This is a genomic window from Streptomyces virginiae (assembly GCF_040638905.1).
GTDB classification, from domain to species: domain Bacteria; phylum Actinomycetota; class Actinomycetes; order Streptomycetales; family Streptomycetaceae; genus Streptomyces; species Streptomyces virginiae_B.
Map to the genome: position 1 here is coordinate 166,349 of NZ_JBEZYV010000006.1, position 23,489 is coordinate 189,837.

Genomic DNA, 23,489 nt, shown 5'->3' on the forward strand with positions numbered 1-23,489 from the left:
GGGCCCCGATCGTAGGCGGGGGTCCGGTTTCGGGCTCGGAATATCTCCCCTGGGCACGCGCCTGCCACCTCCCGTCGATTGACGAAACATACGGAGCAGTGCATAGTTATGCCTGTCGTCGAACGCACCCCGCCGAGGAGGAGTCCCGTGACCGAGCGCGTCGTACTCGCCTACTCGGGCGGCCTGGACACCTCCGTCGCCATCGGCTGGATCGCCGAGGAGACGGGCGCCGAGGTCATCGCCGTCGCCGTGGACGTCGGGCAGGGCGGCGAGGACCTGGACCTCATCCGCAAGCGCGCGCTGGCCTGCGGTGCGGTCGAGGCCGAGGTCGCCGACGCCAGGGACGAGTTCGCCGACGAGTACTGCCTCCCGGCGGTCAAGGCGAACGCCCTGTACATGGACCGGTACCCGCTGGTCTCGGCCCTCTCCCGGCCGGTCATCGTCAAGCACCTGGTGGCCGCCGCCCGCAAGCACGGCGCCGGCACCGTCGCCCACGGCTGCACCGGCAAGGGCAACGACCAGGTGCGCTTCGAGGCCGGCATCCAGGCCCTCGGCCCCGACCTGAGGTGCATCGCCCCGGTCCGCGACTACGCGATGACCCGGGACAGGGCCATCGCCTTCGCCGAGAAGGCGGGCCTGCCGATCACGACCACCAAGAAGTCCCCGTACTCCATCGACCAGAACGTCTTCGGGCGCGCCGTCGAGACGGGCTTCCTGGAGGACATCTGGAACGGACCCGTAGAGGACATCTACGAGTACACCTCGGACCCGGCCGTCCCGCGCGGGGCCGACGAGGTCGTCATCTCCTTCGAGGAGGGCGTGCCCGTCGCCCTCGACGGCCGGCCCGTCACCGTCCTGCAGGCCGTCCAGCAGCTCAACGAGCGCGCCGGAGCCCAGGGCGTCGGCCGGATCGACATGGTCGAGGACCGCCTCGTCGGCATCAAGTCCCGCGAGGTCTACGAGGCTCCGGGCGCGATCGCGCTGATCACCGCCCACCGCGAACTGGAGAGCGTCACCGTCGAGCGCGAACTCGCCCGCTACAAGCGGCAGGTCGAGCAGCGCTGGGGCGAGCTGGTCTACGACGGCCTGTGGTTCTCCCCGCTCAAGCGGGCGTTGGACGGCTTCATCGACGAGGCCAACCAGCACGTCACCGGTGACATCCGGATGACCCTGCACGGCGGCCGCGCCGTCGTCACCGGCCGCCGGTCCGAGGAGTCGCTGTACGACTTCGACCTCGCGACCTATGACACCGGCGACACCTTCGACCAGTCCAAGGCGCAGGGCTTCATCGACATCTTCGCCCTGTCGTCGAAGATCGCGGCCAAGCGCGACCTGGCCTGATCCCCCTCCGCCCGGCCGGCCCGAGGACGGCCTCCCCGTTACCTCCGCGGCGGGGAGGCCGTTCTCCATCCACCCATGCAGTCTTGAGGAGCAGTAGCTGTGAGCAGCAACAACGCTGGTGACGTCCGGCTCTGGGGCGGCCGGTTCGCCGACGGTCCCGCCGAGGCCCTCGCGAAGCTGTCCGCGTCGGTCCACTTCGACTGGCGCCTCGCGCCGTACGACATCGCCGGCTCGCGCGCCCACGCCCGCGTGCTGCACACGGCGGGCCTGCTCACGGCCGACGAGCTCCAGCGCATGATCGCCGGCCTGGACCGGCTGGAGGCCGACGTCGCCGACGGCTCCTTCACCGGCACCATCGCCGACGAGGACGTGCACACCGCCCTGGAGCGGGGCCTGCTGGAGCGTCTCGGCGCCGACCTCGGCGGCAAGCTGCGGGCCGGCCGGTCCCGCAACGACCAGGTGGCGACCCTCTTCCGGATGTACCTGCGCGACCACGCCCGGATCATCGGCGGCCTGATCGCCGACCTCCAGGACGCGCTGGTCGGCCTCGCGGAGAGCCACGCCGACGTGGCGATGCCGGGCCGCACCCACCTCCAGCACGCGCAGCCGGTGCTCTTCGCCCACCACGTACTGGCCCACGTACAGGCCCTGTCCCGGGACGCGGAGCGGCTGCGGCAGTGGGACACGCGGACCGCCGTCTCGCCGTACGGCTCCGGGGCGCTGGCCGGTTCCTCGCTGGGCCTGGACCCGGAGGCGGTCGCCGCGGAGCTGGGCTTCGAGCGCGGCTCGGCCGGCAACTCGATCGACGGCACGGCCTCGCGGGACTTCGTCGCCGAGTTCGCCTTCGTCACCGCGATGATCGGGATCAACCTGTCCCGGATCGCGGAGGAGATCATCATCTGGAACACGAAGGAGTTCTCCTTCGTGACGCTGCACGACGCCTTCTCCACCGGCTCGTCGATCATGCCGCAGAAGAAGAACCCGGACATCGCGGAGCTGGCGCGCGGCAAGTCCGGCCGTCTCATCGGCAACCTGACGGGCCTGCTCGCGACCCTCAAGGCACTGCCCCTGGCCTACAACCGGGACCTCCAGGAGGACAAGGAGCCCGTCTTCGACTCCTGCGACACGCTGGAGGTCCTGTTGCCGGCCTTCACCGGCATGATGGCCACGCTCACCGTCAACCGGGAGCGGATGGAGGAGCTGGCCCCGGCGGGCTTCTCGCTCGCCACCGACATCGCGGAGTGGCTGGTCAAGCAGGGCGTCCCCTTCCGGGTGGCGCACGAGGTGGCCGGTGAGTGCGTCAAGGAGTGCGAGGGGCTCGGCATCGAGCTGGAGGAGCTCACGGACGAGCAGTTCGCGAAGATCTCCGAGCACCTGACCCCCGAGGTCCGCACCGTCCTCAACGTCAAGGGCGCGCTCGCCTCCCGCAACGGCCGCGGCGGCACCGCCCCGTCGGCGGTCGCGGTCCAGCTCACCGAGCTGAAGGCCGATCTGGTCATCCAGCACGCCTGGGCCGTCCACAAGCAGTAGCCGCCACCGGCAGGAGCCGCCCTCGCCGCTCCTGCCGCCCGCTGCCCCCGCCGCCCTGCGGCCCGCACGCCCGCCGGAATCCGGGTCCGGGCCTGTACGTCCGCACGCGGCGGAATGCCGGAGGGGCGGCCGGAGCACTGTGCTCCGGCCGCCCCTCCGGCGCGTCCGGCTCCGGCTCAGTCGAGCGGGTGGTCCGGCTCGTAGTTGGTCAGGACACAGCCGTCGACGCTGGACTTCTCCAGCCGGTACCCGGACGGGGCGGAGAAGCCGGGAATGCAGTTCAGATAAAGGAACTGCAGCTGGTAGAGGCCGCGGCGGGACGACGGGCTGTTGGTCTCGACGGCGATGTTCTCCCCGACGAGCAGCCGGCTCGCGGTCTGCTTCAGCTTGCCGTCGTCCTTGTAGTCGGCCAACTGGGCGGCCTTCGCCTTGGTCTGGAGCAGCTTCATGTTCCCGACGGTGTCGAGCCAGCTCAGGTCGCGGGCGCGCTGCCCCGTCGCGGGCTGCCCGCACAGGGCGCGGCCGGTCACGCCCCAGTCCAGGCCACTGCCCTCCACCACCGGCGCGTAGTCGATCGACTCGATGGCGACCGCGGCGGGGTCGGTCGAGAAGTGCTGCTCGCAGTCGAGGCTGTTGCCGACGAGTTTGCGCAGCTCGGCGATGCTGCCGGCGCGCGGGAGCCCCAGGCTGCCCGTCTTGGGCTGGCCCAGCTTCTCGCCCTCGCCCGCGGGATCCTGCGGGGTCTCCAGGTTCGGGCTGCCCGATCCGTCCTCGGAGCCGACGAAGTCGCTGAGGTTGCAGTGTTCGACCAGCGGCTTCTCCCGTTTGTAGCCCTTGGGGACGGGAGCGGTCGGGTTGCAGGTCAGGACCCGCAGGTCGGAGCGGACCAGCGCGAGAGCCGTCTTGGTGCTGGTCGGGAACGCGACGAAGCCCTTGCCGACGAGGACCCGGCTCTCCAGCCCGTACGCGCCGTCACCGCCGTCGATCCTGCCGAGGACGTATTTCTTGTAGCCCTCCTGGAACTGCTTCATGTCCCCGGGAACGGCGATGACGATCTCGCCCTGCCGGACCTTGTCGCTGCAGACGCCCAGCTCCTTCACCGACCACTGCCCGGCCTTGGGGAAGTCGCCCGAGGGCATCCGGGGGTCGTCGGGGTTGTCGCTCAGGTCGTCGCAGTTGGCGAACTGCCGCAGGTGCCGCTGTGCCTCGGCGAGCGGGCCCGTACCGGTGGCGGCCGCCGTGGAGGACGATGCGGCCGGTGCGGCCGGAGGCTCGCCCTCCTTGCACGCGGCAAGTGTGGCGAGGCATCCGAGGGTGGCTGTCGCGGCGAGGGTCCGCTGGAGGCGCATGGGTCGCTTTCGTCGGTAACGTCCGGGGGGCATGTGCATGCTAAGTCGCGGCCGGAGCATGATCAAAACCCCGGCCCGCGGCGGCCGTTCACCGCCCCGCGCCACGTCCGTGCCCCGCGGCCCAGTCCGCCAGGGTGTCGAAGTCCCCGCGGGCCAGGCCGATCTGCTCGTCGATGCGCAGCAGGAGCGTGTGCGCCGGGTGGCGCAGGTCGACGTACTCGCGGTCCAGTGGGGTGATGTCGTCGTCGATCCAGGCGAAGGGGCGCTCGCCCGCGTACTCCAGGATGTACTGCGTCTTCCAGAAGGTGCCGTGCGGCGCCCGGCCGTGCATCACCGGCCAGTCGATGTAGGGGAGCCGGGGCAGGCCCAGGTGAGGGCCTATCCAGTCGTTGGCCTCGTCCTTCCACGTGGTCGCCCAGACCAGCTCGTACGCGTCCGCGAGCGCGAGCAGCTCCGCCCCGTGGCCGTGGTTCAGCCAGACCCGCAGCGGCTTCGCGCTCTCCTTCTCCGTCCAGCCCGTCGGCCGCATCCGGTGGGTGGAGTACCCCTCCGGCCGGCGCTGCACCTGGGCGGCGTAGGGGTTCAGTGGTCCGTCGACGTCGATCAGCAGCAGTGGCTTCATCCGGGCAGGATTCCCTTCCGGCCGCCCGCGGGCAGCCCATTTTCCGCAAGACTGAGACGTGCGTGTCTCAATCGGTGTATGCTTGTCTCATGGCCATGGATCGTGACCAGGTGCTCCGCGACGCGGCCGCCCTGCTCTCCCGCAAGTCGACCGCCACGATGGACGAGGTCGCCCGCGCCGCCGGAATCGGCCGCGCGACCCTCCACCGGCACTTCGCCGGGCGCGACGCCCTCGTACGCGCCCTCGAAGAGCTCGGCATCCGGGAGTTCGAGGTGGCGTTCGACCATGCCCGCCTCGACGAGGGCACCGCGGTGGAAGCGCTCAGACGCCTCGTCGCCGAGGCCGAGCCCAATGCCCAGCTGCTGGCCTTCCTCGTCACCGAGAACCAGCTTTTCGAGGGCGACGAGGTCAACGAGGGCTGGGCCCGGCTCGACGCCCGCGTCACCGCCCTGTTCCGGCGCGGCCAGGAAGAGGGCGACATCCGGATCGACCTGAGCCCCGCGTGGCTCACCGAGGCCCTCTACGGCCTCATCGGCAGCTGCGCCTGGGCCGTCATGGACGGCCGGGTCGCCGCCAAGGACTTCCAGTACATGATCACCGAGCTGCTGCTCGGTGGCGCCCGACGGAGTGTGGAGAAATGAGCCGTACCGAACAGCTGATACGTCAGACGGGGGTGGAGGAGAAGAGCCGCGGCCGCTGGCTCGCACTCTCCGTGCTCGTCCTGGCCGTGCTGCTCGTCGCGGTCGACGCCACGGTCCTCGGCCTCGCCACACCCTCCCTCAGTGAAGACCTCGAACCCTCCGGCACCCAGCTGCTGTGGATCGGCGACATCTACTCCTTCGTCATCGCCGGACTCCTGGTCTCCATGGGCTCCCTCGGCGACCGCATAGGCCGCAAGAAGCTGCTCCTCGTCGGCGCCACCGCCTTCGGCGCCGTCTCGGTCCTGAACGCCTACGCGACCAGCCCCGAGATGATGATCGTCGCCCGCGCCCTGCTCGGCGTGGCCGGCGCCACCCTGATGCCGTCCACCCTCGCGCTGATCCGCAACATCTTCACCGACCCCAAGGAACGCAGCCTCGCCATCGGCATCTGGGGCGCCACCGCCTCGGCCGGCGCGGCCGTCGGCCCGGTCGTCGGCGGAGCCCTGCTCCAGCACTTCTGGTGGGGCTCGGTCTTCCTCATCAACCTCCCCGTGATGATCGCCCTGGTCCTCGTCGGGATCAAGCTGCTGCCCGAATCGAAGAACCCGGTCGCGGGCCCCTGGGACCTCGTCAGCGTCGCCCTCTCCCTCGTCGGCGTGATCGGTGTGGTCTACGCCGTCAAGGAAGCCGCCACGCACGGCATGACCTGGGAGGTCGCCCTCGCCGCGACCCTCGGCGCGGGCGCGCTCTACGCCTTCGTCCGCCGCCAGTTCACCCTGCCGTCCCCGCTGCTCGACATGCGGCTCTTCCGGCACCGCGGCTTCTCCGGCGCGGTCCTCGCCGACCTGCTCACCGTCTTCGGCCTCTCCGGACTGGTCTTCTTCCTCTCCCAGTTCCTCCAGCTCGTGCAGGGCCGCGGCCCGCTGGAGGCCGGCCTGGCCGAACTGCCCGCCGCCATCGGCGCGGTGGCCACCGGCCTGGTCGCGGGCCGGTACGCCCGCCGGTACTCGGTGCGCTCCGTCGTGACCGGCGGCCTCGCCGCCATCGGCCTGGCCCTCGCCGTGCTGACCGTGATCCACAAGGAGAGCGGCTACCCGCTGCTCGGCGCGGCCCTGCTCGTCGTCGGCCTCGGCGCCGGCTTCTCCTTCACCGTCACCGCCGACGTGATCCTCTCCAGCGTGCCCAAGGAGCAGGCCGGTTCGGCCTCCGCCGTCTCCGAGACGGCGTACGAACTCGGCGCCGCCCTCGGCATCGCCCTGCTCGGCTCCATCGTCACCGGCGTCTACCGGGGCTTCACCGCCCCGGCGTCCGTCAGCGGACCGGTGGCCGACGCCGCGCACGAATCCCTCGGCGGAGCCGTGGAGGCCGCCAGGACGCTGGACCCGGACACCGCCGCCCGCATGGTCGGCGCCGCCCAGGAGGCCTTCGTCGACGGCCTGCGGTTCGCCTCCGGCGTCGGCGCGGCCGTACTGCTGGCCACCGCCGCGGCCGCCTGGTTCCTGCTGCGGGGCCAGCGCCTCCAGGGGGGCGTCGAGCACTGACCCGACGCCAAGGGGCGCTGTCCCGGACCGAGTTGACAGTCCATGGAACCCGGGACACCATCCCGGCGATGGAGATCAACGATCTGACCCCGGCCGAGCGCCGCGTCTGGGACGCCTTCCCGCGCGGCGACGGCGTCGACTTCCGGGAGCACCCCGAGGACAGCTCCGTGGACGGGGCCGGCTGGGGCCCGGGACGCACCCTGCGGGCCGAGGTGCTGCGGGCCCTCCTGCTGGGCGCCGCCCCCGCCGCGGAGGGCCGGGTCGCCGGGCTCAAGATCAAGGGCGCGCGGATCATCGGGAAGCTCGACCTGCGCTACGCGGTGATCGACCACCCGATCCGGATGCGTGACTGCTGGTTCGAACGCAAACCGCTCCTGTACGGAGCCCAGCTGAAGGCCCTCGTCCTCGGCTACTCCACCCTGCCCGGCCTCACCGCGGCCACCGTGCGCGTCGACGTCGTCCTGCGGCTCTCCTGCTGCCACATCAGCGGTCCGGTCCGGCTCCAGGGAGCCAAGATATCCGGCGGCCTCTTCCTCCAGGGTGCGGTGGTGGGCCCCGCGACGGGCGAGGAGGCGGACGAACCGCCGCTCCAGCTCAACCACGCGGAGATCGGCACCGACATCATCGCCAACGACCTGACCGTCCACGGCCAGCTGCGCCTCAACGGCGCCGTCGTCGGCGGCCAGATCAACCTCGACGACGCCTGCCTGCTCGCCCCGGACGGCACCGCCCTGCAGGCCGAGACCCTCACGGTCGGTACCAACCTCCAGGCCGCGCGGGCCCGGACCCAGGGCCGCCTCAACCTCACCGGATCGCGCATACCCGGCCGCCTCAACCTCGCCCGAGCCGTCCTCGACAACCCGGGCGGCGTCGCCCTTCGCGCCTCCAGCTGCACGGTCGGCGAGACGTGGCTGCCCGCCTGCGAGGACGTGCGGGGCACCGTGAACCTGCGGCGCTCGCAGTTCGACCTGCTGAACATGCGGCCCGGGACCTGGCGGGACCCGCTGCGCCTCGACGGCCTGACCTACCGCGCACTGGGCCCCCACCTGCCCGCCGAGGAGCGGCTGGCCGCACTGGAGACCGGCGAGCCCGGATACCTCCCGTACCCGTACGAACAGCTGGCCGCGGCCTACCGCACGGCGGGCGACGAGGCGGCCGCCCGGACCGTCCAGCTCGCCAAGCTGCGCAGGCACCGCCGCACACTGCCCCGGCACGCGCGCCTGTGGGGCCTCCTCCAGGACGCGACGGTCGGCTACGGCTTCCGGCCGCTGCGCGCGGCGGGCTGGCTGACGGCGCTGCTGCTCACCGGGGCCGTCGCGTTCGCGCTGGAGGAGCCGCGCCCGCTCAAGCAGGGCGAGGCGCCGGACTTCAACGCGGTCTTCTACACCATCGACCTGATGCTGCCCATCATCGGTTTCGGCCAGGAGCAGGCCTTCGCACCGAGCGGCTGGCACCAGTGGCTCTCGTACCTGCTGATCGTGACCGGCTGGATCCTCGCCACCACGACGGCGGCGGGCGTCAGCCGGTCACTGAGGCGGCAGTGACGCCGTGAGGAGCCGGGGGACTAGGCGGCCTTCGCCTTGGTCGCGTACATGTCGACGTACTCCTGGCCCGAGAGCCGCATGACCTCGGCCATCACCGAGTCCGTGACGGCGCGCAGCACGTACCGGTCGCGGTCCATGCCCTCGTAGCGGGAGAACTCCATCGGCTCGCCGAAGCGGACCGTGACCCGGCCCGGGCGCGGCATGCCGGCGCCGCCGGGCTGGAGCTTGTCGGTGCCGATCATCGCGAACGGCACCACGGGGGCACCGGTCATCAGGGTGAGGCGGGCGATGCCGGTGCGGCCGCGGTACAGCCGGCCGTCGGGGGAGCGGGTGCCCTCGGGGTAGATGCCGAAGATCTTGCCCTCTTCGAGGATCCTGCGGCCGGTCATCAGGGCCGCGACGCCGCCGTTCGCACCGTCACGGTCGACGGGGATCATGCCGGAGCCGGTGAAGAACCACGCCATGAGCCGGCCCTTGAGCCCCTTGCCGGTCACGTACTCGTCCTTGCCGATGAAGTGGACCGTGCGGTCGCACACCAGCGGCAGGATCATGGAGTCGATGAAGGTGAGGTGGTTGCCCGCCAGAATCACCGGTCCGGAGCCGGGGATGTTCTCGACGCCCTCCACGCGGGTGCGGAACATCGTGCGCATGACCGGTCCGACAGTGGCTTTGATGAGCTTCGTACGGAACAACGTGGGCCCTCCGGCATCGAAAAGCGGCTCGCGCACCCACCACTCGGCAGTAGCGCAGGTGAGGACGATACTCGCGGGTCAGCTCCGAGCGCACATCGGGTTCACGTGTCGGATACGTATTGTTGACGCGCGTTTTCGCCAAGTTCCCCGGATGTGCCCACGCGGCACCCCCCGCGGCCACCCCCGTTTGCCTACCATCGGCACGCCGATCACGACCGGCACGCTTCACGGCCCTCGGGGCCTTCACGACGAGGAGTGGCACTCATGACGCAGGGTGGGGCAGCGCGGCGCACGGTCCTGGGGGCGGCCGTGATGGCCGCCGGGGCCGGGATCACCGGACTCGCGGCGGGACCGGCCGCCGCCTCCGGGGAGGGTGGCGGGCACGGCGGCGACGGCGGCTTCCGGGACCTTCCGTACCCCACGGTCATCGGCCACCGCGGCGCCAGCGGCTACCGGCCCGAGCACACGCTCGGCTCCTACCAGCTGGCCCTCGACCTGGGGGCGGACGTCGTCGAGCAGGACCTGGTCCCCACCCGGGACGGCCACCTGGTGTGCCGCCACGAGAACGAGATCGGCGGCACCACCGACGTCGCCGCCCACCCCGAGTTCGCCTCCCGGCGCACCACCAAGTCCGTCGACGGGGTCCAGGTCACCGGCTGGTTCACCGAGGACTTCACCCTCGCCGAGCTGAAGACCCTGCGCGCGAAGGAACGTATCCCCGCCGTCCGCCAGCGCAACACGCTCTACGACGGCCAGTGGGCGGTCCCCACCTTCGAAGAGGTGCTCCGCTGGGCCGACCGTGAGGGCAGGCGGCGCGGCCGGCGCGTCTGGCTGCACGTCGAGACCAAGCACCCCAGCTACTTCCGCGGCCTGGGCCTCGGCCTGGAGGAGCCCCTGGCCCGGCTGCTGCGCCGGTACCGCCGGGACGGCCGCGACGCCGCCGTCTTCCTCCAGTCCTTCGAACCCTCCAGCATCCAGCGGCTCTCCCGGCTGGTCTCCGCGCCCCGCGTGGTCCTGCTCTCCGCCGCCGACACCCGTCCCTGGGACTTCGAACAGGCCAAGGACCCGCGTACGGTCGCCGACCTGGTCAAGCCCGAGGGCCTGAAGTGGATCGCCGGCTTCGCCCAGGGCATCGGCCCCACCATGGACCTGATCCTCCCGCGCGACGCGGCCGGCCGGCTCGGCGCTCCGACCACGCTGGTGAAGAACGCCCACGCCCGCGGGCTGCTGCTGCACCCCTATACCGCGCGCAACGAGAACAGCTTCCTGCCCGCCGAGTACCGCAGGGGTACGGATCCGGCCGCGTACGGCGACGCCCTCGGCGCCTTCCGCACGTACTTCGAACAGGGCATCGACGGGATCTTCACCGACAACCCGGACACCGGACTGCTCGCCGCCGAGGCCTTCCGCCCGGGCCGGCGCCCCGTCAACGGCTGAGCGCCGCTTCCCGAACGAGTGGGCCGCGCCCGGCGGGGAAACCGCCGGGCGCGGCCCACTCGTCCCGCTCGGCATGGACCTGTTGATGGACCCCGACCTCGTCAACGAACTGGGCCCGCTGCTCTCCGCGGAGGCGGCGGCGGAGGCCCCCGGCGCCGGAGTGGACGCGGCCGACCTGGAACAAGCCGTCTGGGTCAGGCTGTTGGAGAGCGGCCGGGGCGCACCCGATCCCGCGGACCCGGCCGAGCCGGCCCGCTGGCTGCGCCGCGCGGTACGGGCCGAGGCCCGGCTCGCCCGGCGCCGCGCCCGCCGCGAGATCCCGTACGACCACCGCCGTCACCGCGTGGAGGACCGCCGGCCGCGGGCGGGCGCCGCCGGCGGGCCCGGGCCGGAGCCCGAGGACGCCCTGCTGCACGGTGAGGAGAACCGCGCCCTCCGATCGGCCGTCGCCCGGTTGCCAGGGCGCTGTCCCGAACTGATGAAGGCACTTCTTTCGCCCAGAGACCTCACATACCGTGAAATCGCAGGAGAGTTGGGTATCTCACAAGGAAGTTTAGGGCCCGTCCGTTCCCGTTGCCTGGGATGTCTGCGCAGAATGCTCGCGGCAGAGGTTGCGGCTCCTGGCCTTCGGGGAATGGAGCGGTAGACCAACGGGCTACCAGGTGAGCTGGAGGCATGCGCACATGGGCATGAGCGTGACCATTTCGGCGGCGACTGCCGAGGACGCCGAGCAGATCTTCAAACTGCAGTACCTGGCCTTCCAGCGCGAGGCGGAGCTGTACGGCAACTACCTCATCCAGCCGCTCACCCAGTCCCTGGACTCCCTCAAGGGAGAGCTCGCGACGGACACCGTCCTGGTGGCGCGGCTCGGCGACGAGATCGTCGGAACCGTACGCGGCAGCGTGGACGAAGAGGGCACCGCCAAGATCGCCAAGCTCTGCGTCCACCCGCGCCTGCAGGGACACGGGCTCGGCGCCCGCCTGCTGCGCGCCGTGGAGGAGGCCCTCGCGAGCCCCGGCACCACCACCCGCTTCCGCCTGCACACGGGTCACAAGAGCGAGTCCAACCTGCGCCTCTACCGCAAGGCCGGCTACGTCAAGGTCGGCGGGCGTACGGCGTCCGACGGCGTGCAGCTGGTGATCCTGGAGAAGGAAGCCAAGGACCCGACCGACTTCGCGGTCAGCGCCTGAGCCCGCCCAGGTCCTGTCGTCAAAGTCCCGCCGGCGCTACTTCGACGACGGGACCTGGCGCTTGCGCAGCCAGAGCATCCCGGTGATCGGCAGGATCACCGGGATGAACAGGTAGCCCATCCCGAACTGCGACCAGACGGTCGTGTCGGGGAAGGACTCCGGGCGCACCAGCGTCCACGTGCCCACGGCCAGTACGCCCGCCAGTTCCGCGGCGCAGCACACCAGCGCCGCCCTGCGCGCCGCCTCGCCGCCGCGCACGAGCGAGTACGTGATGAACGCGTAGGCCAGCGCCGCCACCGCCGACAGCGAGTAGGCCAGCGGCGCCCGGTCGAACTCGGTGGAGATCTGGAAGGCCGACCGCGAGACCGCGCCCACCACCATCACGCCGTACAGCCACACCAGCAGCAGCCCGGGCCCGGAGACCAGCCGCTTGCGCCCGGCGGGAGTGGCGGTCGTCGTCTCGACGTCAGGCACCGGTCGTTCCCCAGATGTCGTAGAGCCGTACTTCGAGGACGGCGAGGACGACCGCGCCGGCGGCCACCGTCACCGATCCCCACTTGGTCCGCTCGGTCAGCGAGAGCAGCCCGGCGGCCGGTACCGCGGCGAAGGCGCCGAGCAGGTAGGCCACGAAGATCACCGTGCCCTCGTCGGGCTTCTCGCCCCTGGCCAACTGGACCAGCCCGATCACCAGCTGGGCCAGGACCAGAACGGTCACGACGGCCATGCCGATGAAGTGCCAGTCCTTCGTGGGCTGGTCCCGCAACGCGGCGAAACCGCACCAGGCGGCGAGGGCGAGTGCGGCCACGCCGATGGCGACCGTCAGGGCGTCGAGCATGCAGCGAGGGTATTACGGGCCGAAAGACCCGATGCGCGCGCCCCTTCCCGTACGACCGCTCCGGCGCGGCCGCGTCCCTCGCCGAGGTCGTGGTCTTGACCACAGGGCACCTTGCGAAGGCCCCCACCGGCGGCCCCCGCAGCGACCCCGCCACAAGCCCGGCGGAGCGTGTCGGCGCAGGTCAGCGATGATGACGGCAGGGTGGGACGGAGGGCGTCGGCCGACCGGCGTTGTCCGGTATGCGGCCAGATTGCGTCCGCTATCCGGACAGCTTTGATCGGTGACGGGATACGTCTGGTTTACTGGGGCCCATGACCACGACGAGCAGCCGCACCCTTGCGACCGAGGCGACGATGACGCCCGGTGCTCGCTGTATGTGTCGAATGTGCGCCTTCTGAGGGCCCCTTCCTGAGCCTCGCGCCCCGAAGCGAGACCGGCCGCGCCAGTACGTCACCACCTGATGGACAGCACGGCCCACTCATGCCCGGCGCACGCGTCGAAGCCATCGTTTCCTGACGGTTCGTCCCGTATCGCGTCCCAGATGTTTGCCCCGTGCCCGGCACCCCGCTGCGCCGTGCACTCGACAGCGACGGAATTCCTGTGATCACCACATCGGGCCTCACGAAGGTCTACCAGTCCCGTGGCCGCGAGGTCACCGCCCTGGACGGCGTCGACCTCCACGTCCGCGAGGGCGAGGTGTACGGAGTCATCGGCCAGAGCGGCGCCGGCAAGTCCTCCCTGATCCGCTGCGTGAACCTGCTGGAGCGCCCCACCACCGGCACCGTCCACGTCGACGGTGTCGACCTCACCGCGCTCGCCGGCCGCGGCCGCCGCGCCGGCAAGGAACTCCGCGAGGCCCGCAGTCGGATCGGCATGGTCTTCCAGCACTTCAACCTGCTGTCCTCCCGCACCGTCCAGGCCAACGTCGAGCTGCCCCTGGAAATCCTCGGCGTCTCCGGCCGCGAGCGCTCCCGCAAGGCCCTGGAACTCCTCGACCTCGTCGGCCTCGCCGACAAGGCCAAGGCCTACCCCACCCAGCTCTCCGGCGGCCAGAAGCAGCGCGTCGGCATAGCCCGCGCCCTGGCCGGCGACCCCAAGGTGCTGCTCTCCGACGAGGCCACCAGCGCCCTCGACCCCGAGACCACCCGCTCCATCCTGAAGCTGCTGCGCGACCTCAACGAGCAGCTCGGCCTGACCGTGCTGCTCATCACGCACGAGATGGACGTCGTCAAGACCGTCTGCGACTCGGCCGCCCTGATGAAGAAGGGCCGCATCGTCGAGTCCGGCACCGTCGCCGAACTCCTCGCCACCCCCGGCTCCGAACTCGCCGGCGAGCTGTTCCCGGTCACCGGCGCCGCCTCCGGCCCCGACCGCACGGTCGTCGACGTCACCTTCCACGGTGAGGCCGCCGCCCAGCCGGTCATCTCGCAGCTCTCGCGCACGTACAACATCGACATCTCGATCCTCGGCGCCGCGATGGACACCGTCGCCGGCCGGCTCATCGGCCGCATGCGCATCGAACTGCCCGGCCGCTACGAGGAGAACGTCGTGCCGGTGGGCTTCCTGCGCGAGCAGGGCCTCCAGGTCGACGTCGTCGACGAGGCCGACGGGATCGACAACGAACTGGCCGAACTGACCGAACAGGCCGAGCTGGCCGAGGATGGTGCCAAGTGACCTGGTCCGAGATGCAGCCCCTGCTCACCCAGGGCACCTACGACACCCTCTACATGGTGCTGTGGTCCACCCTGGTGACCGTGCTCGGCGGACTGCCCATCGGCATCCTGCTGGTCCTCACCGACAAGGGCGGCCTCCTGCAGAACCAGCCGCTCAACAAGGTCCTCGGCGTGATCGTGAACATAGGCCGATCGCTGCCGTTCATCATCCTGCTGATCTTCCTGATCCCGGTCACCACCGCGGTCGTCGGCACCTTCATCGGCCCCACCGCCATGATCGTCCCGCTCGCCATCGGCGCCATCCCCTTCTTCGCCCGGCTCGTCGAGACCGCCGTCCGCGAGGTGGACCACGGCCTGATCGAGGCCGTCGAGTCCATGGGCGGCGGCATCCCGACCCTGGTCGGCAAGGTCCTCCTGCCGCAGGCCCTGCCCTCCCTGGTCGCCGGCGTCACCACCACCGTCATCACCCTCGTCGGCTACTCCGCCATGGCGGGCGCCGTCGGCGGCGAAGGCCTCGGCTCCAAGGCCATCACCTACGGCTTCCAGCGTTTCGAGACCGGCTTCATGGTCGCCACCGTCGTGGTCCTCATCGTCCTCGTCACCGTGGTCCAGCTGATCGGCGACGGCGTCGTACGGCTCCTGGCACGCCGCGGCCGGACGGTCTGACCTCCACCACGGCCCCGGCCCCACCGATTTCCCCCCAGAGCCCGCACTTGTCGTGCTTGGGCCACCACCAGCAAGTCCTCGGTACTTGTTCAGCAAGAAAGGCACTCTTCGTGCGTAAGAACATCAAGCTCACCGCCCTCGCCGCCACCGCCACCGCGCTGACCCTCGGCCTCACCGCCTGCGGCAGCTCCTCGGACCCGTCCTCCGCCAAGGCCGACGGCGGCAAGGCCGACGAGAGCAAGCCGCTCGTCATAGCGGCCTCCCCGAGCCCCCACGCCGACGTCCTGAACTTCGTCAGGGACAAGCTCGCGGCCAAGGAAGGCCTCAAGCTGGAGGTCAAGGAGTTCACGGACTACGTCCTGCCCAACACCGCCACCGAGCAGGGCCAGGTCGACGGCAACTACTTCCAGCACAAGCCGTACCTCGACGACTTCAACAAGAAGAACAACACCCACGTCGTTCCCGTCGTGAACGTGCACCTGGAGCCCCTCGGCCTCTACTCCAAGAAGGTCAAGGCACTCTCCGACATCAAGGCCGGCCAGACCATCGCCGTCCCCAACGACACCACCAACGAGGGCCGCGCGCTCCAGCTGCTGGCCGCGAACAACCTGATCACCCTGAAGGAGGGCGTCGGCACCAGCGCGAAGCTGTCCGACATCACCGACAAGAAGGGCCTGGAGTTCAAGGAGCTGGAGGCCGCCACCGTCCCGCGCGCCCTGGGCGACGTGGACGCCGCGGTGATCAACGGCAACTACGCCATCGAGGCCGACCTGTCGCCCGCCAAGGACGCGCTCGTCCTGGAGAAGGCCGAGGGCAACCCCTACGCCAACTTCCTCGCGGTCAAGGACGGCAACCAGAACGACCCGCGGGTCCAGAAGCTCGCCAAGCTCCTGAACTCCGACGACGTCAAGAAGTTCATCGAGGAGAAGTACCAGGGCTCGGTCGTCCCGGCCTTCGGCACCCCCGCCTCCTGACCCCGCCGCCCGACCCCTGTCGGGCCCGGACGGTCATGCATCTCGGCCCCGCACGCCCCTGTCGGCGTGCGGGGCCGAGTCCTGCCCGCCCCCGGCGCCGAGTCCTGCCCGCTCCCGGGCAACCCGGCCCTGCACATCCCCCGTTCGATGCTGCATGCTGTGGCCTACGACCCGTGGATCAGGTCCCGCACCAACGGCCCCGCACCACACGGTCGCCTCGCAACACGGTCGCACCACGTTCTCAGGCATGGAGCTGCGCATGACTACCACCTTCCCGGACGTCACCATCAGCACGGACCGGCTGGTGCTGCGCCCGTTCGAGGAGGAGGACGTCACCGCGCTCGCCGAGATGATGAACGACGAGCACATCACCGCCTGGACCTCCGCGCCGCACCCCTACACCCAGGCCGACGCGTATGCCTGGGCCACCCGGGACTCCCACACCGAACGCGCCGAGGGCCGCGGCATCGTCTTCGCCGTCACCGAGTTCCTCACCCAGCGCCTCGTCGGCATCGTCCACCTCCGCAACACCAACTGGCGCACCCGCGCCACCGAGGTCGGCTACGTCACCGCGCCATGGGCCCGCGGCGAGGGCTACGCCAGCGAGTCCGTCCTCGCCGTCGCCCAATGGCTCTTCCGTGAGCAGGCGTTCGAGCGCCTGGAACTGCGCACCGCCGCCGACAACACCGCCTCCCAGCAGGTCGCCCAGAAGATCGGCTGCATCAGCGAGGGCGTCCTGCGCAACGCGTGGACGGTGCGCACGCAGACCGCCGACGGCGGCTGGGCCGACACCCGTACCGACCTGATCGTCTGGAGCCTCCTGCCCGAGGACCTGGACGAAGGCGACGACTACGACGGGTACGACGGCTACGGGAGCTACGAGAGCCACGACACCCACGGCGGCCACGGCGGCCACGGCGGACGGCCGGGCGGAGCGGTCGCCGGGCAGCGGTCCGACGCGCACGGCCACCCCGTCGGCGCCGACCGGAAATGAACCGATGACCGGGTAGTCTCACCGTGCCCGCCCCTCCCTCCCGCCCCCCCACATCAGGAGACAGACGACGATGGCCGACCGGGTCACGGTGATCGGCTGGGACGGTTCGCCCCTGACCTCGGCCGCCCGGTCCGCGCTCTCCGCCGCCACCCTCGTGGCCGGAGCCGCCCACCACCTCGCACTCCCCGAAGTCCCGCCCGCCGCCGAGCGCATCCGCCTCGGCAGCCTGGGCCTGGCCGCCCGCCGCATCGCCGGCCACCGCGGCACCGCGGTGGTCTTCGCCGACGGCGACCCCGGCTTCTTCGGCGTCGTACGCACCCTGCGCGCTCCGGAGCACGGCCTGGAGGTCGAGGTCGTCCCCGCCGTCTCCTCCGTCGCGGCCGCCTTCGCCCGCGCCGGCATGCCCTGGGACGACGCCCAGGTGGTCGTCGCCCACCCCCGTACCCTGCGGCGCGCCGTCAACGTCTGCCGCGCCCACCCCAAGGTCGCGGTCCTCACCTCGCCCGGCGCCGGCCCCGCCGAACTCGCCCTGCTCCTCGACGGAGTCCACCGCACCTTCGTCGTCTGCGAGGAACTCGGCACGGACCGCGAGCAGGTGAGCGTCCTCACCTCCGACAAGGCCGCCGACCACAGCTGGCGCGACCCGAACGTCGTCATCGTCATCGGCGGCGCGGGCCAGGCCCCGGCCGCCGACCCCGGCTGGCTGCTCGGCCAGAGCGCCGCCCACGGCGCCGACCGCGGCTGGGCCCGCCCGCAGACCGGGGCGGGGGAGGGCGAGGGGGAGTCGGCACTGCTGCACGCGGCCCAACTCGCCCGGCTCGGCCCGCGTACCGGCGACCTCGTCTGGGACATCGGCACCGGATCCGGTGGCGTGGCCGTGGACGCGGCCGCCCTCGGCGCGGCCGTGATCGCCGTGGACGCCGCCCCCGGGGCCCGCGAGCAGGTAACCGCCGCCGCGCGCAAGCGAGGAGTGCAACTGCAGTTCGTCGCCGGGCGCGCCCCGCACGTCCTGGAGAGCCTGCCCGAACCCGACGTCGTCCGCGTCGGCGGCGGCGGCGCCGAGGTCGTCGCGGCCGTCGCCGACCGCCGCCCCGAACGGATCGTCAGCCACGCCTCCACCCGCGACGAGGCGGAAGCCATCGGCCGCGTACTCACCGAACACGGTTACGACGTCGAGTGCGCCCTCCTCCAGGCCGTCGGCCTGGACCCCCGCACGTGGGCCGAACAGGACCGTTCCGTGGTGTTCCTCCTGGCAGCTCAGCGCCCTGTCGCCCGCTGAGACCAGGGCCGGGGTAGGCTGGCCGATCGTCGTACCGCGCGGACGTTCCGGGCATCACGACACGGCCTGGACGCGCGACGTGGCGCAGTCCACAGAGGACCGTGGTGGTTATGGCCGCCACGATCGCCAACGGGCGCGACAATGCTTACTGGTTGTCGCGCAGGCGCACGTGAGACGGACTCGTCGCACCCGCGACACCGCACGGCAACTCCGCTCGGAGGCCTCGTGGGCGACCGGGTGATCGAAGAGGCAACACGATGGGCGAGGGGTAAGCATGACTGACACCGGCCAGGTCCCGGGCGAGGGTCTCCCGGACAACACGGGCATGGTGGATCAGCAGGGCATCCCCGCCCCGGTCCAGATCCCCGCACCCATGCCCGGTTATGCCTTCCAGGACCTCATGGACAATCCGGCCGAGCCGGAGGACGAGGAACTCCTGCTGATGCCGAGTGCCCAGGGCTCCTGGAGCGACCCGCAGGTCGTTCCGCAGGCCCCCGCCTTCCCCGTGCAGCCCCAGCACGCCGAGCAGCAGATGTACGCCGACGCCTCCTACGGCGCGGGGACCGCGTACGCGGGCGCCCCGGCGGCGTACCCGGAACCCGCCGCGTACACCGAGTTCCCCCAGCCCGCCTTCCCCGAGGGCTCCTACAGCGCGGGCGCCCACGAGACGGGCGGCCGGGACTCCGGAGCGCTCGACCTCGGCGGGCTCGTGCCGCCGCCCGCCGCCCCCGCCGCCCCCGCGTCCCCCGTCCGGCGCCCGCTGCACATGGGGCCGCCCGTGCCCGATGCCACCGGCGGAGTCGTACGCTCCCTCGCGGACCGCGGCCCGGCCGCGACGCCCGCCACGCCCGCGCCGGCCGCCCCCCTCGCCCCCGCGGCGCCCACGACCCCGCTCCACCAGGCCGGCCCCCCGACCATCGGGCCCGAGTACCTGGACGTCCCGCGTGCGGAGGCCGCCCAGGACCCCGCTGCCCCGCAGCTCGGCGAGGTCCCGCCGCAGGCCGGCACGCCGTGGACGCCGGAGCCGGTGCCCGCGCCGGAGCCGGTTGCCGCGCCGGAGCCGCCGTCGGCAGAGGCGGCACAGGCCCCCGAGCCGGTGGCCGCCCCCGAGCCCGTCCAGGTTGCCGAGCCCGTCCAGGCCGCCGTGGAGCCGGAGCCGGTGCCCGCAGAAACGGTGGCTCACGCCCAGACGCAGCCCGAGGCCGTACCGGCCGAGGCGCTCCCCGTGGCGGAGGGCCCCGAGCCGGTCGCTGCCGAGGCACCGGCCGTCGTACCCGTGGCCGTCGCTCCGGTCGCTCCCGTGGAGCCGGTCGAGGCCGCCGAACCGGTCGGGGCCGTCGCCGCCGAGGCGGTCCAGTCGGCGCCGGTCGAGGCAGCCCCCGTCCCGGCCGAGCCGGTGGCCGTCGAGCCGCAGCCCGTGGCGGCCGCCCCCGAAGAGCAGCCGGTGGCGCCTGTCGCGCCCGAGCCGGTTCAGCCCGAGCCGGTTCAGCCCGAGCCCGTCCAGCCGGAGCCCGTGGCGGTCGCCCCTGCGGAGCCGGTGGCGGCCGTAGCCGCTGCCGTCCCGGTCGAGCCGCAGCCCGTGGCGGCCGCCCCCGAGGAGCCGGTCGGGCAGGTTGAGGCCGTCGAGCCCGAGGCACAGCTTGAGGCACAGCCCGAGGCGGAGCCCGCGCCCCAGCCCGGCCCCGAGGCCGAATCCGAAGCCGAATCCGAGGCCGCCGAGGCGGTCGTCGAGGCGGAGCCCGCCGCCGCCGGCGAGCCGGCCCCCGGCTACGCCGACGCCGAGCGTGAGGCAGTCCTGCGCGTGATGCGCGAGCGCCGCGACATCCGCAAGGGCTTCCGCACCGACCCGATCCCGCACGAGGTGTTGCTCCGCGTCCTGGAGGCGGCCCACACCGCGCCCAGCGTCGGCCACTCCCAGCCCTGGGACTTCGTCGTCATCCGCTCCGCCGAGACCCGTCGGACGATGCACGAGCTCGCCCAGCGCCAGCGCGAGGCCTACGCGAAATCGCTGCCCAAGGGCCGGGCGAAGCAGTTCAAGGAACTCAAGATCGAGGCCATCCTCGACACCCCGGTGAACATCGTCGTCACCGCCGACCCCACCCGCGGCGGCCGCCACACCCTCGGCCGGCACACCCAGCCGCAGATGGCCCCGTACTCCTCGGCCCTCGCCGTCGAGAACCTGTGGCTCGCCGCGCGCGCCGAAGGCCTCGGCGTCGGCTGGGTGAGCTTCTTCGACGAGCGCGAGATGGTCCGCGAGCTCGGCCTGCCGGAGCACCTGGAGGTCGTCGCGTACCTGTGCGTCGGCTACGTCGACGAGTTCCCGGAGGAGCCCGAGCTGGCCCAGGCCGGCTGGTCGCAGCGCCGCCCCCTCTCCTGGGTGGTCCACGAGGAGACCTACGGCCGCCGCGCGCTGCCCGGTGAGGAACCGCACGACCTCCTCTCCGAGACGGTCGCCGGCATCCGCCCGCTCGACGCGAAGGCGCTCGGCGAGGCCTGGGAGCGCCAGAAGCGCATGACCAAGCCGGCCGGCGCGCTGGGCATGCTGGAGATCATCTCGGCCCAGCTGGCGGGCCTGTCCCGGGTCTGCCCGCCGCCGATCCCCGAGCCGGCCGCCGTCGCGATCTTCGCGGGCGACCACGGCGTGCACGCCCAGGGCGTCACCCCGTGGCCGCAGGAGGTCACCACGCAGATGGTCGCCAACTTCCTGGGCGGCGGCGCGGTCTGCAACGCCTTCGCCAACCAGGTGGGCGCCGAGGTCTGCGTCATCGACGTCGGCGTCGCGGGCGACCTGCCCGCCACCCCGGGCCTCCTGCCCCGCAAGGTACGCCCGGGCACGGCCGACCTGTCCACCGGCCCGGCGATGACCCGCGAGGAAGCGATCGCGGCGATCGAGGTCGGCATCGAGACGGCCCGCGACCTGGTCGCGGCGGGCAACAAGGCGCTCCTCACGGGCGAGATGGGCATCGCGAACACCACGGTCTCCGCAGCCCTGATCTCGGTCTTCACGGGAGTCGACCCGGCGGAGGTCACCGGCCGCGGCACCGGCATCAACGACGAGACGCACGCCCGCAAGGTCGACGTCGTACGCCGTGCCCTGGAGCTCCACCAGCCCGACCCGGCGGACCCGATCGGCGTCCTCGCCGCGATCGGCGGCCTGGAGCACGCGGCGATCGTGGGCCTCCTCCTGGGTGGCGCGTCCCTGCGCACGCCGGTGATCCTGGACGGCGTCAGCGCCGGGGCCGCCGCGCTGGTGGCCCGTGCCATCGCGCCCGAGTCGCTGTCGGCCTGCATCGCCGGCCACCGCAGCGCCGAGCCGGGACACGTGGCGGCCCTGAACAAGCTGGGTCTGCGCCCCCTGGTCGACCTGGACCTCCGCCTCGGCGAGGGCACCGGAGCCCTGCTGGCCCTCCCGCTGGTCCAGAGCGCGGCCCGCGCGATGCACGAGGTCGCCACGTTCGACTCGGCGGGCGTCACGGAGAAGTAGGCCCGGCCCGGGCCCTGCGGGCGGGCGCCGTTCAAGGAGCGGTGCTCCGCCTCGCACCCCCGCAAGAGGTCCCCGCAGGCCGAGCGAACCCATCGCCGAGCGCCGGTCCGGTCCGGCTCAGGGTCCGCGAGCCGAGGAGACCTGCCGGAGGGGCACCGCCCCACCGCGAAGCCGCCTCGAACCCCGCCCTCCGGGCCGGGACACCCGGGTCCGGGAGGAGCCCCGATCCTTGAGCCGGACCGGCGCAGATCCAGCCCCGCCGGCGTCTGAGGCGCGGGGTCCGGGGCGGAGCCCCGGGAGGCCGGGCGCAGCCCCCGTCCGCGCTACGGGACGGCCCGCGCCGTATGGTGGACCCGCACCGGATCACCGCACGTCAGTACACCGCCGCTCCAACGCCGCAGCGGCACGCACAGAACCGCCGCCTTCAGGAGCCGCACCGCCATGGCCGACACCCCCGCCTACCCCGTAGGACTCCGCCTCGCCGGCCGCCGCGTCGTCGTCATCGGCGGTGGCCAGGTCGCCCAGCGCCGCCTCCCGGCGCTCATCGCGGCCGGCGCCGACGTCCTGCTCGTCTCGCCCTCCGCCACGCCCTCCGTGGACGCCATGGCCGAGACCGGCGAAATCCGCTGGGAGCGCCGCCGCTACCAGGACGGCGACCTCGCCGGTGCCTGGTACGCCCTCATCGCCACGCAGCACCGCGACGTCAACGAGCAGGCATCCGCCGAGGCCGAGCGCGAGCGCGTCTGGTGCGTCCGCGCCGACGACGCCTCGGCGGCCACCGCCTGGACCCCGGCCACCGGCCGCATCGAAGGTGTCACCGTCGCCGTGCTGACGGGCAACGACCCGCGCCGTTCCGCCGCCGTGCGGGACGCGGTGATCGAGGGCCTGCGCGACGGCAGCCTCGCCGCCCCCGGCCACCGCCACAAGTCCACCCCGGGCGTCGCCCTCGTCGGTGGCGGCCCCGGCGACCCCGACCTGATCACCGTGCGCGGCCGCCGCCTCCTCGCCGAGGCCGACGTGGTCATCGCCGACCGGCTCGGCCCCCGCGACCTGCTCGACGAACTCCCCCCGCACGTCGAGGTCATCGACGCCGCGAAGATCCCGTACGGCCGGTTCATGGCCCAGGAGGCCATCAACAACGCGCTGATCGAGCACGCCAAGGCCGGCAAGGCCGTGGTCCGGCTCAAGGGCGGCGACCCGTACGTCTTCGGACGGGGGATGGAGGAGCTGCTGGCCCTCGCCGAGGAGGGGATCCCCTGCACCGTCGTGCCCGGCATCTCCAGCTCCATCTCGGTGCCCGCGGCCGTCGGCATTCCGGTCACCCACCGGGGCGTGGCCCACGAGTTCACCGTGGTCAGCGGCCACGTCGGCCCCGACGACCCGCGGTCCCTCGTGGACTGGGCCTCCCTCGCCAAGCTCACCGGCACCCTGGTGGTCCTCATGGGCGTCGACAAGATCGGCCTGATCGCCGAGGCGCTCGTCCGGCACGGCCGCTCCGCCGACACCCCCGTCGCCGTCGTCCAGGAGGGCACCACCGCCGCCCAGCGCCGGGTGGACGCCACCCTCGCCACGGTCGGCGAGACGGTCCGCGCCGAGGAGGTCCGCCCGCCCGCCGTCATCGTCATCGGCGAGGTCGTCCGTGTCGGAGCCCCGGACCTTCCCCCCACCAGCGCCTGACAGGCCGTTGGCACCGCACC

20 protein-coding genes are annotated in these 23,489 nt (G+C 72.3%); 15 read left to right on the forward strand and 5 right to left on the reverse strand.

The genetic code is table 11. The annotated features are described in order from the left end of the window. The first annotated feature begins 147 nt into the window (after positions 1-147). Together AB0F82_RS11600 and argH are read left to right on the forward strand one after the other, a co-directional pair. Positions 148-1,341, forward strand: a complete 1,194-nt coding sequence (locus AB0F82_RS11600; RefSeq protein ID WP_362625933.1) for an argininosuccinate synthase — start codon at positions 148-150, stop codon at positions 1,339-1,341. Positions 1,342-1,440: 99 nt separating this feature from the next. Further along, complete coding sequence (argH, locus tag AB0F82_RS11605; RefSeq protein ID WP_356814542.1) at positions 1,441-2,871, forward strand: argininosuccinate lyase; 1,431 nt, start codon at positions 1,441-1,443, stop codon at positions 2,869-2,871. A gap of 176 nt (positions 2,872-3,047) precedes the next feature. Here argH and AB0F82_RS11610 read toward each other — a convergent pair whose 3' ends face one another. Then, entirely contained in the window at positions 3,048-4,220 is a 1,173-nt protein-coding gene (locus tag AB0F82_RS11610) for a hypothetical protein (RefSeq protein ID WP_362625936.1), read from the reverse strand. An 88-nt stretch (positions 4,221-4,308) separates the two neighbouring features. Further along, positions 4,309-4,842, reverse strand: coding sequence for an HAD domain-containing protein (locus AB0F82_RS11615; RefSeq protein ID WP_362625939.1), 534 nt, complete (start codon positions 4,840-4,842; stop codon positions 4,309-4,311). An 89-nt stretch (positions 4,843-4,931) separates the two neighbouring features. Here AB0F82_RS11615 and AB0F82_RS11620 point away from each other — a divergent pair, with 89 nt between their 5' ends. The 3 genes from AB0F82_RS11620 (at position 4,932) to AB0F82_RS11630 (ending at position 8,568) form a co-directional block, all read left to right on the forward strand. Then, positions 4,932-5,483 carry a TetR/AcrR family transcriptional regulator gene (locus AB0F82_RS11620; protein WP_362625942.1) on the forward strand — a complete coding sequence of 184 codons (552 nt, stop codon included), beginning with the start codon at positions 4,932-4,934 and terminating at the stop codon, positions 5,481-5,483. After that, positions 5,480-7,024, forward strand: a complete 1,545-nt coding sequence (locus tag AB0F82_RS11625) for an MFS transporter (protein ID WP_362625945.1) — start codon at positions 5,480-5,482, stop codon at positions 7,022-7,024. Before AB0F82_RS11620 ends, AB0F82_RS11625 begins: the two co-directional genes overlap by 4 nt. Before the next feature lie 68 nt (positions 7,025-7,092). Further along, positions 7,093-8,568 carry a membrane-associated oxidoreductase gene (locus AB0F82_RS11630; RefSeq protein WP_356814547.1) on the forward strand — a complete coding sequence of 492 codons (1,476 nt, stop codon included), beginning with the start codon at positions 7,093-7,095 and terminating at the stop codon, positions 8,566-8,568. Between the two features lie 20 nt (positions 8,569-8,588). On the opposite strand, the gene AB0F82_RS11635 is transcribed toward AB0F82_RS11630, so the two are convergent. Continuing rightward, positions 8,589-9,218: a lysophospholipid acyltransferase family protein gene (locus AB0F82_RS11635; protein ID WP_037696105.1), complete on the reverse strand. Its 630-nt coding sequence runs from the start codon at positions 9,216-9,218 to the stop codon at positions 8,589-8,591. A 306-nt stretch (positions 9,219-9,524) separates the two neighbouring features. Here AB0F82_RS11635 and AB0F82_RS11640 point away from each other — a divergent pair, with 306 nt between their 5' ends. From AB0F82_RS11640 to AB0F82_RS11650, 3 genes are all read left to right on the forward strand, one after another. Then, positions 9,525-10,697, forward strand: coding sequence for a glycerophosphodiester phosphodiesterase (locus AB0F82_RS11640; protein ID WP_362625950.1), 1,173 nt, complete (start codon positions 9,525-9,527; stop codon positions 10,695-10,697). Positions 10,698-10,782: 85 nt separating this feature from the next. After that, positions 10,783-11,343 carry a sigma-70 family RNA polymerase sigma factor gene (locus AB0F82_RS11645; RefSeq protein ID WP_362625953.1) on the forward strand — a complete coding sequence of 187 codons (561 nt, stop codon included), beginning with the start codon at positions 10,783-10,785 and terminating at the stop codon, positions 11,341-11,343. A gap of 37 nt (positions 11,344-11,380) precedes the next feature. Continuing rightward, entirely contained in the window at positions 11,381-11,887 is a 507-nt protein-coding gene (locus tag AB0F82_RS11650; protein ID WP_030656084.1) for a GNAT family N-acetyltransferase, read from the forward strand. Between the two features lie 36 nt (positions 11,888-11,923). Here the strand turns inward: AB0F82_RS11650 and AB0F82_RS11655 are convergent, their stop codons facing one another. Together AB0F82_RS11655 and AB0F82_RS11660 are read right to left on the reverse strand one after the other, a co-directional pair. Next, a complete protein-coding gene (locus AB0F82_RS11655) occupies positions 11,924-12,361 on the reverse strand; it encodes a hypothetical protein (RefSeq protein WP_362625956.1) in 438 nt (145 codons plus the stop codon). After that, entirely contained in the window at positions 12,354-12,722 is a 369-nt protein-coding gene (locus AB0F82_RS11660; RefSeq protein WP_030656088.1) for a hypothetical protein, read from the reverse strand. The genes AB0F82_RS11655 and AB0F82_RS11660 overlap by 8 nt, the downstream gene beginning before the upstream one ends. 600 nt (positions 12,723-13,322) lie before the next feature. Between AB0F82_RS11660 and AB0F82_RS11665 the strand changes: the two genes are divergently transcribed. The 7 genes from AB0F82_RS11665 to cobA all read left to right on the forward strand — a co-directional run bounded on the left by AB0F82_RS11665 (position 13,323) and on the right by cobA (position 23,469). Beyond that, positions 13,323-14,396: a methionine ABC transporter ATP-binding protein gene (locus AB0F82_RS11665; RefSeq protein WP_362625959.1), complete on the forward strand. Its 1,074-nt coding sequence runs from the start codon at positions 13,323-13,325 to the stop codon at positions 14,394-14,396. Then, complete coding sequence (locus tag AB0F82_RS11670; protein WP_356814553.1) at positions 14,393-15,061, forward strand: methionine ABC transporter permease; 669 nt, start codon at positions 14,393-14,395, stop codon at positions 15,059-15,061. The genes AB0F82_RS11665 and AB0F82_RS11670 overlap by 4 nt, the downstream gene beginning before the upstream one ends. A 110-nt stretch (positions 15,062-15,171) precedes the next feature. After that, positions 15,172-16,035 (forward strand): MetQ/NlpA family ABC transporter substrate-binding protein, encoded by an 864-nt coding sequence (locus AB0F82_RS11675; protein WP_356814554.1) that lies wholly within the window; start codon positions 15,172-15,174, stop codon positions 16,033-16,035. 259 nt (positions 16,036-16,294) lie between these two features. Continuing rightward, positions 16,295-17,029, forward strand: a complete 735-nt coding sequence (locus AB0F82_RS11680) for a GNAT family N-acetyltransferase (protein ID WP_362625964.1) — start codon at positions 16,295-16,297, stop codon at positions 17,027-17,029. A gap of 70 nt (positions 17,030-17,099) precedes the next feature. Further along, a complete protein-coding gene (gene cbiE, locus AB0F82_RS11685) occupies positions 17,100-18,308 on the forward strand; it encodes a precorrin-6y C5,15-methyltransferase (decarboxylating) subunit CbiE (RefSeq protein ID WP_362625967.1) in 1,209 nt (402 codons plus the stop codon). Positions 18,309-18,582: 274 nt separating this feature from the next. After that, positions 18,583-21,792, forward strand: coding sequence for a nicotinate-nucleotide--dimethylbenzimidazole phosphoribosyltransferase (gene cobT, locus AB0F82_RS11690; RefSeq protein ID WP_362625970.1), 3,210 nt, complete (start codon positions 18,583-18,585; stop codon positions 21,790-21,792). Between the two features lie 441 nt (positions 21,793-22,233). After that, complete coding sequence (cobA, locus tag AB0F82_RS11695; protein WP_356814558.1) at positions 22,234-23,469, forward strand: uroporphyrinogen-III C-methyltransferase; 1,236 nt, start codon at positions 22,234-22,236, stop codon at positions 23,467-23,469. The last annotated feature ends 20 nt before the right edge of the window (positions 23,470-23,489 follow it).